The organism is Nocardia sp. FDAARGOS_372 (assembly GCF_002554515.1).
Classification (GTDB): domain Bacteria; phylum Actinomycetota; class Actinomycetes; order Mycobacteriales; family Mycobacteriaceae; genus Nocardia; species Nocardia farcinica.
The window spans coordinates 1,983,192-1,994,835 of the sequence record NZ_PDDW01000001.1; the positions used below are offsets into that span (position 1 = coordinate 1,983,192).

Consider the following 11,644-nt stretch of genomic DNA (forward strand, 5'->3'; position numbering starts at 1 on the left):
GGCCCTCCGCACCCGCCCGCACCGCCCTCCTAGGCTGACGCACATGGACACCGCTCACGAACGCGCCGTGCTCGAACGACCCGCCGGTAACCGGCGTGGGCGTCGTTCGCGGGCGGAGATCCTCGACGCGGCCTCACGGTTGATGGCCGAACGCGGGTATGCCGCGACCAGCATCTCGGTGCTGAGCGCGGCGACCGGTCTACCCAAAAGCGCGATCTACCACCACTTCCACTCCAAGAGCGGCCTGCTCTCGGCCGTGATGGCGCACGGGGCCTACGAGTTCTTCCGCGCCATGGAACAGGCGCAGGCCGCACCGCCGGAGGGCGGCACCGTCCGCGAACGTCTCGGCTGGTTCCTCCGGCGCACCGAAGAGGTCTTCGTGACGAAGGCGGATTTCCTGCGACTGCACCTGATGCTGCTGATGAGCACCGAAGCCGCCGACGCAGAGGTGGGCGCGATGATCGACCAGGTCCGCCACGACGGCCGCAGGCACTTCCACCGCATGATCGCCCAGGCCTTCCTGATCGAAGGCGCCGACATCGCGCAGGTGGTCGCCGACGAACTCGACCATTTCGGCATGGCGGGCTTCGACGGCGCCTTCATCGCCTGGCAAGCCGACCGATCGCACGGGCTCACGGACCGCCTCGAACAGCTCGCCGACGCGCTCACCGTCATGGGTCAGCGCATCGTCGCCGAGCGTCGCGGCCGGTCGTGACCGCGATCAGCCCAGCTCGCGCTGTAATCCCGCGGCCGCGGCCCGGAGCGCGGCCACATAGCGCGGCAACGATCGGTTGTCGTAACGGACGGCGGGCATCGACACCGACAACGCCGCGACCGCGGTGCCACTGCCGTCCCGCACCGCCACGCCGACCGCGACGACGCCGCGCTCCGACCGGCCGTCGTTGACGGCGAAGCCGTTGCGGCGGATCTTCGCCAGCTCGTCGGCCAACTGCCCGAGATCGGGCGGCGGCTCCGGCCGCTCGTCGAAGCGCTCGGGCGCGTAGAGCGCCGCGAGTTCGGACGGGGCGATCTCGGCGAGCAGCACGAGACCCCCCGAGGTGCGCTGCGCCGGAAAGACCATCCCCTCCCGACTGCCCACCCGCAGCGCCTGCGCGCACTCCACACTGGCGACGAACCGCACCGTGTCAGCGGTGCGGACCACCAGATTCGCCGACTCCCCCAGCTGGTCGACGAGCCGATGCAACTCCGGCAGCGCGGCCGCGCGCAACCGGGAGGCGGCCGACCTGGAATGCGCGGCCAGCTCGAGCAACGGACCCACCCGATACGCACGGTCGGAGTCCTGCACCGCGAAGTCCCGGTAGACCAGCATGCGCAGCAGCCGATGGGCGGTCGAGGCGGCCACGCCGATCCGCTCGGCCACCTCCGACACCGTCAGCGATCCCTCCAACTGCAACATCGCGGCGATCCGGAGCGCGTTGTCCACGCTGGTGATCGCATAGGCCGGCGGGGCCTTGAACGGGTGGCCCATCGTGCACCTCGCTTCTGTAGAGCAGAAAAGTGTGTTCTCCCCACCGGAACATCCTCACGATAGCCGCATGAGCGCTACTCCAGCCCCCGCCGACGCCGCCACGGCCGTCGCGCTGCGCCCCGTCGCCGCTCCCGACCAACCGGAGATCACGCCCGAGCTGCGCGACCTGTACGCCGGATTCGAACGGGAACTGCTGATCCCCCTGTGGACGGAGATCGGCGATCTGATGCCGCCGCACCCGCACTCGTCCGCGGTCGCCCACCTGTGGAAGTGGGAGCGACTGCTGGCCCTCGCCGAACAGGCCGGTCGGCTCGTGCCGGTCGGTCGCGGCGGCGAGCGCCGGGCGATCGCACTGGCCAACCCCGGCCTGGGCGGGCGTCCGTTCGCGACCCCGACCCTGTGGGCGGCCATCCAGTACCTGATGCCCGGGGAGGACGCTCCCGAACACCGGCACAGCCAGCACGCCTTCCGGTTCGTCGTCGAAGGGTCGGGTGTCTGGACCGTGGTCGGCGGCGACCCGGTGCCGATGAACCGCGGTGACTTCCTCCCGCAGGCGGGCTGGCACTGGCACGCCCACCACAACCGCGCCGACGAGCCGATGGCGTGGATCGACGGCCTCGACATCCCGTTCCAATATGTGACCGACGCTCAGTTCTTCGAGTTCGGCCGCGACCGGATCTCCGATGTCGAGCGAGCCGCCCCCGAGCGGTCGCGCTCCGAGCGCCTCTGGGCGCACCCGGGACTGCGCCCGATCGGTGTCGACCACGCCGGCCCGGGCTCGCCCCTGCTGGCCTACAAGTGGGAATTCACCGACCGCGCCCTCGCCGAACAGCTCGCGCTGGAAAAGGAAGGACACACCGGCACGGTGGAACCCGGCCACGCGGCGGTGCGTTTCAGCAACCCCGTCGACGGGTCCGACGTGCTGCCGACGGTGCGCGCGGAGTTCCACCGGGTGATCCGCGGGGCCGAGACCGCGCCGGTGCGGGAAACCGGATCGAGCGTCTACCAGGTCTTCGACGGCTCCGGCACCGTCACCGTCGGCGATCGCAGCTGGTCGGTCACCCGGGGTGACCTGTTCGTGGTGCCGTCCTGGCAGCCGTTCTCCGCGCGGTCGGAGGCCGGAGCCACCGACTCCGACTCCGGCGCACTCGACCTCTTCCGATTCACCGACGCGCCCATCTTCGAAGCGCTGCGCCTCGACCGATTCCGCAAGGACGCCTGACATGAAGCTCGCCACCATCCGCCTCGACACCGACGACACCCCCGCCACCCGCGCCGTCCGGCTCGACGGCGACCGGCTCATCGAGCTCGGGGCACCCGACGTCGGCGCCCTGCTGGCCGACCCGGACTGGCCATCGGTCGCGCAGCGCGCCACCGGCCCGGCCCACCCCCTCGACGGCGCGGATTTCGCTCCGGTCGTGCCGAATCCGTCGAAGATCCTCTGTGTCGGCCACAACTACACCAACCACATCACCGAGATGGGCCGAGAACTCCCGGCGTATCCCACCCTGTTTCCGAAATACGCCGACACCCTCACCGGGGCGGCCGACGACATCGCCAAGCCGGCCGAGACCGACGCCCTGGACTGGGAAGTCGAACTCGTGGTTGTGGTCGGCGCGCAGGTGCGCCGCGCCGACGAACAGCAGGCCGCCGCCGCGATCGCCGGTTTCACGGTCATGAACGACATCTCCGTGCGGGACTGGCAGTTCCGCACGATCGAATGGACCCAGGGCAAGATCTGGGACTCCTCCACACCGGTCGGGCCCTACCTGGTCACCCCCGACGAGGTGGGCGGCGTCCGCCCCAGCCTGCGGGTCCGCACCATCGTGGACGGGCAGACGATGCAGTGCGACGACACCGGCACCCTGCTGTTCGACCCGGTGTTCCTGGTCCGCTACATCTCCACCGTCATCACCCTGCGTCCCGGCGACCTGATCGCCACCGGCACACCGGCCGGCGTCGGGCACGCCCGCGAACCGAAGATCTACCTGCGCGGCGGCGAAACGGTCGTCACCGAAATCGACGGCATCGGCGCCTGCACCAACCGCATCGTGGCGACCCCATGACACGCACGTTCACCGACGCCCGCCGCTGGATGACCGCCGGGACGACCCTGTTCGCCGACGCGGTCGCCGGGCTGACCGACGCCGACTTCGACACCCCGACCCACCTGCCCGGCTGGAACCGCCGCCATCTGGTCGCCCACGTCGCCGCCAACGCCGACGCCTTGCGAAACCTGGTGCGCTGGGCCGCCACCGGCACGCCGACGCCCATGTACGCCTCGCCCGAGGAGCGTGCCGCGGGCATCGCACGCGGCACGTCACTCTCCGCCGACGAACTGCGCACCTGGCTGGGCCGGTCCGCCGACGACCTGGACGCCGCCATGCGGGCGCTGACCGACGATCAGTGGGCCGCGCAGGTGGTCACCGCACAGGGCCGGACCGTACCCGCCACCGAAACGGCATGGATGCGCGCCCGCGAGGTGTGGGTCCACTCCGTCGACCTCGCCCTGGACATCGGATTCGGTGACCTGCCCGCGGATTTCCTGCGCGCGCTCGTGGCGGACATCTCGGCCAAACGCGGCGCGGTCGCGGGGGTCGACGGACCGCTACCCCAGGTCGCCGCCTGGCTGGCCGGTCGACCCCACACCCTGGCCGACGCTCCCCCGCTCGGCCCCTGGCTCTGAAAGGACTGATCGTCATGAGCGACGCGGACACTCGTCCCGACGTACTGATCATCGGCGGCGGGATCGGCGGTCTCGCCGCGGCGTTCGCACTGGCCCGCCAAGACCTCTCGGTGCGGGTCCTCGAGCAGGCGCCCGAGTTCGGCGAGGTCGGGGCGGGTCTGCAGCTGGCGCCCAATTGCACCCGCATCCTCGACGACTACGGCCTGCTCGACGAGGCCGCCGCGCTCGGCGTCGTCCCCGACGCGATGGTCATGCGCGACGCCGTCGACGGCGCCGAACTCACCCGGCTGGACCTGCGGGACCTGGCGAACCGCTACGGCTACCCCTATCTCGTCATCCACCGCAGCGACCTGCACCGTATGTTCGTGCAGGCCTGCCTGAGCGCGGGCGTCGATCTGGTCACCGGGCAGCAGGCGGTGCGTTACCGGAACACCCCGACCGGGGCCCGCGTCGACTTCGCCGACGGCCACAGCGAACAAGCCGACGTGGTGATCGCCGCCGACGGCCTGCACTCGACGGCGCGCGCCCTGGTCGTCGACGACGAACCGGTCTCGTCGGCCTATGTCGCCTACCGAGGCACCGTCCCGGTGACCGAGCCGCGCGTGGCCGAGGTGGATTTGAGCGAGGTGGTCGTCAACGTCGGGCCGCGGTGCCACTTCGTGCACTACGGCCTGCGCGGCGGCGAACTACTCAACCAGGTCGCCGTCTTCGAATCGCCGAAAGCGCTTGCGGGAGAGCCTGACTGGGGTACTCCCGACGAACTGGACGCGGCCTTCGCGCACACCTCCGAGACTGTGCGGGCCGGGCTGCCGTTCCTGTGGCGCGACAAATGGTGGCGGATGTACGACCGCGACCCGATCCCGAACTGGGTGTCGGGGAAGATCGCGTTGCTCGGCGACGCCGCGCACCCCCCGCTGCAATACCTGGCGCAGGGCGCGATCATGGCGATCGAAGACGGTTGGGTACTGGCCGAACACGTCCGCCGGCTCCGCGACCAGGGGTCGCTGGACTGGGCGGCCGTCCTGGACGCCTACAACGCGGTACGTCCCGAACACTGCCGACGCGTGGTCACCACCTCCCGCGCCTGGGGCGAACTCTGGCATCTGGACGGAATCGACCGCGAACGCCGCAACATCCTGCTGCGCGCCCGCGACATCCACGACTACTCGTTCGTGGACTGGCTCTACGGCCCCACCGCGCTGTTCCCCGCCGACGAGCCGCCGATGTTCGAGAAGATCCCATTGACCGCCGCGGACGCGGTGTCCACGGCCGCACCCCGCAGCGGCGGCTGACCTCACCGATCGCCCGGCCCGGCGCAGGACAGCAGCCGGGCCGGTCGGTGACGGCGCGGCAAACGACGGTGCCACGACGGCGCGGAGTAGCCCAGGACCAGGCGGATCAGCGCCTGGTCAGCCTGTCGTCGGCGGCGAGGATTCTGGCGCGCTTGCGGGGCACGATGTTGGCGCGGGTGATGTCACCGCCGTAGTGGGCCAGCACCCGATGATCCATGACCGCCCGCCACAGCGGCGGGATCGCGGCGAAGACGATCATGCTCGCATACCCCGCCGGCAACTGCGGAGCTACATCACAGCTGCGCAGCGTCTGATAGCGACGACCCGGGTTTGCGTGATGATCGCTGTGGCGTTGCAGATGGAACAGGAAGATGTTGGTCACCAGCCGGTCACTGTTCCAACTGTCCCGCGGCGAACACCGCGCCCACCGCCCATCGGGGCGACGCTCCCGCAGCAGCCCGTAGTGCTCGACATAGTTGACCGTCTCCAACAACGCCGCACCGATCACCGCCTGCAACACCAACCAGCCCAGGATGTGCCAGCCGAAGACCAGCATCAACCCACCGAACAGCACCACCGTCATCGACCAGGCCTGCAGGATGTGATTGTGCGGGCTCCACCACCGCTTGCCCTTACGCGCCAACCGCTCGGACTCCAACGCCACCGCCGACCGGAAACCCCCGGCCACACTACGCGGCAGGAACTCATACAACGACTCACCGAACCGCGCACTGGCCGGATCATCAGGAGTGGCCACCCGCACATGATGACCACGGTTGTGCTCGACGAAGAAATGACCATACGCCGACTGCGCCAACGCGATCTTGGCCAACCACCGCTCCAGATGCTCGACCCGATGCCCCAGCTCGTGCGCAGCGTTGATACCGATACCGCTGACCAGCCCCAACGTCGTCGCCAACCCCAGCTTGTCGACAAAACTCAGCTCGTCACCGGCCCACATCGCCGCCGCGATCACCAACCCGATCAACTGCACCGGCAAGAACAGATACGTACACCACCGGTAGTAGCGATCGTTGGACAACAACTCGTAGTCCTCATCCCGCGGATTCGTGCCATCCTCCCCCACCAGCCAATCCAGAACCGGAATGATCACCAACACGATGATCGGCCCGACCCACCAGAACACCTCCCACCCCGTCCGCAACACCAGCTGCGACGGCAGCAACGCACTGGCCGGGGCGATCAACCCCAGAACCCACAGGTGGCGTTTGGGATCACCGTGCGAATCGGTGCCGCTGGCCGCATGCCACGGCGACATCACTGAAAACCCTTCCAGGAGCCCGACATTCGTCCCCGACGGGCTGGTTCGGTCCGAGCATCATCGATCGGCCGACGAATGTCCATGCTGCGTCGCCCGCGCCCGCGACGCCTGCGGAAAGATCCAACAGTGATGCATCAGCAACCCGGCGTGGTCGACTGCGACCGGGGCGTTGCGGGCGCAACGCCGAGATCACGGCGCGCGGCACCCGGCCGCGCCTGGCCCCACGGATGCGGCGCTGACCAGCCCCTCCCGCCACGGCCCCGTTGTCGCGGTCGCCGAACTTCGGCGACTGCCGCCGAGCCGGATGCGGACATACGCGTCGGCCCCGGCATCGTCCGGGAGCCGACCGGGGTGGTGCGCCGTCACGATCGGGTATCACTCCGCCCACTCGGCACGGAGCGGAGCCCGTGCGCCCGGCCGATCGGCGGACGATTGCCGGCCTAGGCGCCGGCAGGTGCCAGACCCAGGTGGCGGCGCAGCCACGCCGCCATGTGCGCGACGGCGTCGTCGGCCTCGGGTGCGCGGCCGGCGAGGAAGGCGAACGAGTGCTGCATACCGGGCGCGATCTCGTAGTGGATGTCGACGCCGGCGGCACGAGCGCGTTCGGCGAATCGTTCGGTGTCGCTGACCAGGGTCTCCTCGGCACCGGTGTAGATGAGGGTGGGCGGGAAACCGTCGAGGTCGGCGTGCAGGGGGTTGGCGAGCGGGGTCGTCGGCGAGTGGTCACCGAGGTAGGCGGCCCGCATCCGGGCCAGCAGCGGTCGCTGCACCACGGCGTCGAGGTGCGCGAGTGTGTCCAGCGTTGCTCCGGTCAGCGCCATGTCGTACCACGGCGACATCGGCATCACCGCCGCGGGCAGCGGCAGGCCCGCGTCCCGCGACGCCAGGACCATCGAGGTGCAGAGGTTGCCGCCGGCAGAGTGGCCGACGCTGGCGATGTGGGCGGCGGCGTAGCCCTGGTCGAGCAGCCAGCGGTAGGCCGCGACCGAGGACTCGAGTTGCGCGGGGAACGGGTGTTCCGGCGCACGCGGGTAGTCCAGGACCAGGGCGCGGGTGCCGGTGGCCTTGGCGATGTGGCCGGCCATCTTCCGATCGGTGTACATCGAGCACACCATGAACCCGCCGCCGTGGTGGTGCAGCAGGACGCGGTCGTCGGCGCGGTCGACGGGCAGGCACCAGATCGCCGGGGTACCGCCGGCTTCGGTCTCGGCGTAGGTGACGCCCTCGGGCTCCGGGGTCACCGTGTGCAGCACTTCGTACAGATCGCGCATCGTCGCGAGATCCATGTCCGGCGCGGCCGCCGAGCGGTCGGCCAGGGATTGATAGGTGGCCCGCAGCACGCCTGCACCTTTGCTCACCATTGAGCACCTCCACGTGGGTGTTGTCCGAGTCGACGCCGCGTTCCGGCGGCTCGATAGGAGCGTAGAAAGCGCACGGACCAATGTCAATGGTCGTTCATATACATAGAACACCGGCATGATGCTCACCGGCGTTCCCGCACGGCCGCGCCGCGGGCTCGCACGGCTGATCCCTTGCTCCTCTTGGCATTTGCCCGCCGAAAATCCGTCGCGGAAACGAGTAGCGGCGTCGGCGCAACGACACTCGCGGACCGGTCGTGGGAATCGTCAATGATCGTTCATCTGTATTAAGGTGGGTGGCATGGCATTGAGGGCAGCGGCCGGCCGGGTGGTGAACCCGCGCGGTGACACGGCGGAACGGATCGAGGACGCGGCGGTCGATCTGTTCTTCCGGGAGGGGTACCCGAAAACGAGCGTCCGGGAGATCACGGCGGCGCTCGGGCTCACCCCCGGAGCGTTCTACAACCACTTCGAGTCGAAAGAGGCGCTGCTCTCGGCGGTGATCACCCGCACCCACGCCGTCATCGAGGAGAGCATCGAGCGCGCTCTGCTCGCCGCCGGTGAGGATGCGGTGGGACAGCTGTGGGAAGTCGCGCGCGCCTTGACCGGCATCTACACCGCCCGGCGCAAGGAGGCGGTCATCAGCCAGCGCGAGCGGCACCGCCTTCCCGGCAGCGAACCGGCCCAGATGCTCGAGCGGGAGCGGCAGATCCGGCGCGCGGTCGAGCGGATTCTCGTCCGGGGCCTGGAATCGGGGCGGTTCCGGCTGGCGCTGCCGAACGGCGACCCTGCCGATGTGGGGGTGGCCGCGAAGATGATCCTCGATCTGATCATCAGCGCCGGCTCCTGGTTCCGGCCCGACGGCCGCCTCGGTGTCGACGAGTTGTCCTACCAGTACGCCACGCTGATCATGCAGATGGTGGGAATCGACCCGGCCACGCTCACCGGCGATCGATTCGCGCGCCGGAGCGGCCGCTAGTGAGCGGGCGTGGCCGCGCGGCGGTCACGCCCGCTCGATGAGGGTGGCGTTGGCCAGCCCGCCTGCCTCGCACATCGTCATCAAGCCGTAGCGACCACCGGTCTGCTCCAGATGGTTGACCAGGGTCGCGAGGATGCGGGTGCCGGACGCGCCGAGCGGGTGCCCCAAGGCGATGGCGCCCCCGCGCGGATTCAGCCGGTCCGGGTCGGCGCCGAGTTCGTGTGCCCACATCAGCGGCACCGGCGCGAAGGCCTCGTTCACTTCGTAGGCGTCGATGTCGTCCAGCGCCAGCCCGGCGCGGGCAAGCAGTTTGCGGGTCGCGGGCACCACGGCGGTGAGCATGAGCAGCGGATCATCGCCGGTTACCGCGAACGAGTGACATCGGGCCCGCGGGCGCAGGCCGAGCCGCTGGGCCGCCCCCTCACTCATGATCAGTGCCGCCGAGGCACCATCGGTCAGCGGTGAGGCGTTTCCGGGCGTGATGGACCATTCGATCTCGGGGAACCGCGCGCGCACGGTCTCGTCGACGAACGCCGGTTCCAGCTCGGCCAGCGTCTCGACCGTCGTCGACGGCCGGATCGTCTCGTCCTCGGTGAGTCCGCCCGCGGCGACCAGTTCGTCGGCGAAGCCACCGGACGCCGCCGCCCGAGCCGCAAGCCGGTGTGAACGGGCGGCGAACTCGTCGAGGGTGTTCCGGTCCAGCTTCCAGCGGGCCGCGAGGATCTCCGCGGAAATACCCTGTGGCACTGTGCCATCGGGATACCGGTGCGTGATCGGGCCCTGATTCGGGTCGGCGCCGCGTCCGTTGGAGAACATCGGCACGCGGCTCATCGATTCGACACCGCAGGCGATCACGACGTCGTAGACACCCGCCATGACCCCCTGGGCGGCGAAATGCACGGCCTGTTGGCTGGATCCGCACTGCCGGTCGACGGTCGTCGCCGGGACCGACTCCGGGAATCCGGCGGCCAGCACGGCGGTGCGGCCGATGTTGAAAGCCTGCTCCCCACTCTGGGTGACACAACCGGTCACCACATCGTCGACCAGTTCCGGGTCCAGACCGTTTCGCCTCGTCAGCTCGGCCAGCACGCCGGCGAGCAGGGTCGCGGGGTGGATTCCGGACAGTCCGCCGCCGGGCTTCCCTCTGCCGGACGGAGTGCGGACGACATCGACGATCACAGCGGTTGGCATGGCGATTCTTCTCCGATATCAGCGGGGTTCGACCATCAGTGGGCCCGACCGGCCGCCGGGGCGTCTCCCCGGCGGCTCGCGCGGTGTGGTGGGGTTCTACTCGGTGGTGCCGACGATGAAGCTGACGGCGGTGCTGGCACTGCCGCCGATGTTGAGCGTGGCCGCGGTGCGCGCGCCGGGGATCTGACACTCACCGGCCGCGCCGGTGACCTGGCGGTGGCCGTCCAGCACCATGCGCACACCCGTCGCGCCGACCGGATGCCCGGCTCCGATGAGCCCGCCGGAGGGGTTGACCGGCAGGCTGCCGTCGGGGCGGATGCGGCCGTCCTCGATGGCCTCCCAGGCGCGGCCGGGGGCGGTGAGACCGGAAATGTTCGATCGCCATGTATTCGGTGATGGTGAAGCAGTCGTGGAGCTCGATGACGTCCACGTCCTCGGGTCCGGCGAGACCTGCCCGGGCGTAGGCATCGGTGATCGCCGCCCGGACGTTGGGAAACAGATAGTCCTGGCCGCGGCTGAGTTCCAACTTGTCGGCCAGCGGCAACGGCGCGCTGTGGTGGCCCCAGCCTCGGATGACGCTGGCCCGTCGGGCGCCGGGCGAGCGCCGCCGCGCCCACTGTTCGGTGAACGCGCCGTTGGCCAGGACGACCGCCGCGGCGCCGTCGGTGATCCGGCCGCAGTCGCTCTTCCGCAGCCGGCCTGCCACCACAGGATTGGTCGTGTCGTCCGTGCCGAGATCACCGGGGCCGAAATCCCAGTGTCGGGTTTGCGCCAACGGGTTGCGCCGGGCGTTGGTCCGGTTGATCTCGGTGATCGCATCGAGATGCCGGTGGTCGAGGCCGTAGCGGTGCGCGGTCTCCTCGGCGATCCGGTCGAACAACCCCGGCCACGGCAGCACCTCGTCGGACAGTTCGTCGGGCACCCAGGCGGCCGAACCGAGGTAGTGCGCGGCCTGTTCCCCGGGCACGTTGCGCATCAATTCGACACCGACCACCACCGCGACGTCGTAGTGACCGGCTTCGAGTTGGGCCATGGCGGCCAGCATCGCGACACTGCCGGAGGCGCAGGCGGCCTCGTGTCGGCTGGTGGGCAGCTGGGCCCAGTGCGGAGACAGCGTGCACAGCATCGGGCCGAGATGCGATTGCCCGGCGAAGCGTTCGGAATTGAAGTTCGCGACGTGCGCGCACCGCACCTCCTCCGGTGTCACCGCGGCGTCGTCCAACGCGGCGGTGACCGCTTCCCCGAGCATCGCCGGTAGCGGCCGGTCGCTGTCCTTGCTCCACCGGCGGGCGAAATCCGTTTGCGCTCCGCCCAGTACGTACACAGACATGCTCATTCTCCCTTTCCCCCGGCGGCCGGAAGACCCA

12 protein-coding genes and 1 pseudogene are annotated in these 11,644 nt (G+C 69.8%); 7 read left to right on the forward strand and 6 right to left on the reverse strand.

The features are described 5' to 3' along the window. The first annotated feature begins 43 nt into the window (after window positions 1-43). On the forward strand, window positions 44-715 hold the full coding sequence (locus CRM89_RS09730; RefSeq protein WP_098083798.1) for a TetR/AcrR family transcriptional regulator: 672 nt from the start codon (window positions 44-46) through the stop codon (window positions 713-715). Window positions 716-721: 6 nt separating this feature from the next. Here CRM89_RS09730 and CRM89_RS09735 read toward each other — a convergent pair whose 3' ends face one another. Continuing rightward, window positions 722-1,489, reverse strand: a complete 768-nt coding sequence (locus CRM89_RS09735) for an IclR family transcriptional regulator (RefSeq protein ID WP_098083799.1) — start codon at window positions 1,487-1,489, stop codon at window positions 722-724. 67 nt (window positions 1,490-1,556) lie between these two features. Between CRM89_RS09735 and CRM89_RS09740 the strand changes: the two genes are divergently transcribed. Genes CRM89_RS09740 through CRM89_RS09755 form a run of 4 tightly spaced genes read left to right on the forward strand, consistent with a single transcriptional unit; the run spans window position 1,557 to window position 5,467 of the window. Continuing rightward, on the forward strand, window positions 1,557-2,711 hold the full coding sequence (locus CRM89_RS09740; protein WP_098083800.1) for a cupin domain-containing protein: 1,155 nt from the start codon (window positions 1,557-1,559) through the stop codon (window positions 2,709-2,711). Window position 2,712: 1 nt separating this feature from the next. Beyond that, window positions 2,713-3,555: a fumarylacetoacetate hydrolase family protein gene (locus CRM89_RS09745; protein WP_098083801.1), complete on the forward strand. Its 843-nt coding sequence runs from the start codon at window positions 2,713-2,715 to the stop codon at window positions 3,553-3,555. Continuing rightward, complete coding sequence (locus CRM89_RS09750) at window positions 3,552-4,175, forward strand: maleylpyruvate isomerase N-terminal domain-containing protein (protein WP_098083802.1); 624 nt, start codon at window positions 3,552-3,554, stop codon at window positions 4,173-4,175. The genes CRM89_RS09745 and CRM89_RS09750 overlap by 4 nt, the downstream gene beginning before the upstream one ends. A 14-nt stretch (window positions 4,176-4,189) precedes the next feature. Beyond that, entirely contained in the window at window positions 4,190-5,467 is a 1,278-nt protein-coding gene (locus CRM89_RS09755) for an FAD-dependent oxidoreductase (protein ID WP_098083803.1), read from the forward strand. A 106-nt stretch (window positions 5,468-5,573) separates the two neighbouring features. On the opposite strand, the gene CRM89_RS09760 is transcribed toward CRM89_RS09755, so the two are convergent. Further along, window positions 5,574-6,746 carry an alkane 1-monooxygenase gene (locus CRM89_RS09760; protein WP_098083804.1) on the reverse strand — a complete coding sequence of 391 codons (1,173 nt, stop codon included), beginning with the start codon at window positions 6,744-6,746 and terminating at the stop codon, window positions 5,574-5,576. A gap of 443 nt (window positions 6,747-7,189) precedes the next feature. Continuing rightward, window positions 7,190-8,107, reverse strand: coding sequence for an alpha/beta hydrolase (locus CRM89_RS09765; RefSeq protein ID WP_371391981.1), 918 nt, complete (start codon window positions 8,105-8,107; stop codon window positions 7,190-7,192). A gap of 301 nt (window positions 8,108-8,408) precedes the next feature. Between CRM89_RS09765 and CRM89_RS09770 the strand changes: the two genes are divergently transcribed. Continuing rightward, a complete protein-coding gene (locus CRM89_RS09770) occupies window positions 8,409-9,086 on the forward strand; it encodes a TetR/AcrR family transcriptional regulator (RefSeq protein ID WP_098083805.1) in 678 nt (225 codons plus the stop codon). A gap of 24 nt (window positions 9,087-9,110) precedes the next feature. Here CRM89_RS09770 and CRM89_RS09775 read toward each other — a convergent pair whose 3' ends face one another. After that, window positions 9,111-10,277, reverse strand: a complete 1,167-nt coding sequence (locus CRM89_RS09775) for a thiolase family protein (protein WP_060590491.1) — start codon at window positions 10,275-10,277, stop codon at window positions 9,111-9,113. Here CRM89_RS09775 and CRM89_RS30860 point away from each other — a divergent pair. After that, a complete protein-coding gene (locus tag CRM89_RS30860; protein WP_172964406.1) occupies window positions 10,276-10,464 on the forward strand; it encodes a hypothetical protein in 189 nt (62 codons plus the stop codon). The genes CRM89_RS09775 and CRM89_RS30860 overlap by 2 nt on opposite strands. On the opposite strand, the gene CRM89_RS32230 is transcribed toward CRM89_RS30860, so the two are convergent. Together CRM89_RS32230 and CRM89_RS09780 are read right to left on the reverse strand one after the other, a co-directional pair. After that, window positions 10,374-10,745, reverse strand: coding sequence for a hypothetical protein (locus CRM89_RS32230; protein ID WP_371392056.1), 372 nt, complete (start codon window positions 10,743-10,745; stop codon window positions 10,374-10,376). The two genes, CRM89_RS30860 and CRM89_RS32230, sit on opposite strands and share 91 nt — an antisense overlap. After that, window positions 10,699-11,613, reverse strand: a pseudogene (locus tag CRM89_RS09780) (acetyl-CoA acetyltransferase); the annotation flags it as partial. The pseudogene CRM89_RS09780 and the gene CRM89_RS32230, both read right to left, overlap by 47 nt. Window positions 11,614-11,644 lie beyond the last annotated feature (31 nt).

Bases quoted from the DNA above. Each gene is read 5' to 3' on its own strand.
- CRM89_RS30860 (WP_172964406.1), top strand. From the start codon at position 10,276: ATGGCGATTCTTCTCCGATATCAGCGGGGTTCGACCATCAGTGGGCCC.
- CRM89_RS32230 (WP_371392056.1), bottom strand. From the start codon at position 10,745: ATGCCTACGCCCGGGCAGGTCTCGCCGGACCCGAGGACGTGGACGTCA.
- CRM89_RS09745 (WP_098083801.1), top strand. From the start codon at position 2,713: ATGAAGCTCGCCACCATCCGCCTCGACACCGACGACACCCCCGCCACC.
- CRM89_RS09730 (WP_098083798.1), top strand. From the start codon at position 44: ATGGACACCGCTCACGAACGCGCCGTGCTCGAACGACCCGCCGGTAAC.
- CRM89_RS09760 (WP_098083804.1), bottom strand. From the start codon at position 6,746: ATGTCGCCGTGGCATGCGGCCAGCGGCACCGATTCGCACGGTGATCCC.
- CRM89_RS09775 (WP_060590491.1), bottom strand. From the start codon at position 10,277: ATGCCAACCGCTGTGATCGTCGATGTCGTCCGCACTCCGTCCGGCAGA.
- CRM89_RS09770 (WP_098083805.1), top strand. From the start codon at position 8,409: ATGGCATTGAGGGCAGCGGCCGGCCGGGTGGTGAACCCGCGCGGTGAC.
- CRM89_RS09735 (WP_098083799.1), bottom strand. From the start codon at position 1,489: ATGGGCCACCCGTTCAAGGCCCCGCCGGCCTATGCGATCACCAGCGTG.
- CRM89_RS09740 (WP_098083800.1), top strand. From the start codon at position 1,557: ATGAGCGCTACTCCAGCCCCCGCCGACGCCGCCACGGCCGTCGCGCTG.
- CRM89_RS09755 (WP_098083803.1), top strand. From the start codon at position 4,190: ATGAGCGACGCGGACACTCGTCCCGACGTACTGATCATCGGCGGCGGG.
- CRM89_RS09750 (WP_098083802.1), top strand. From the start codon at position 3,552: ATGACACGCACGTTCACCGACGCCCGCCGCTGGATGACCGCCGGGACG.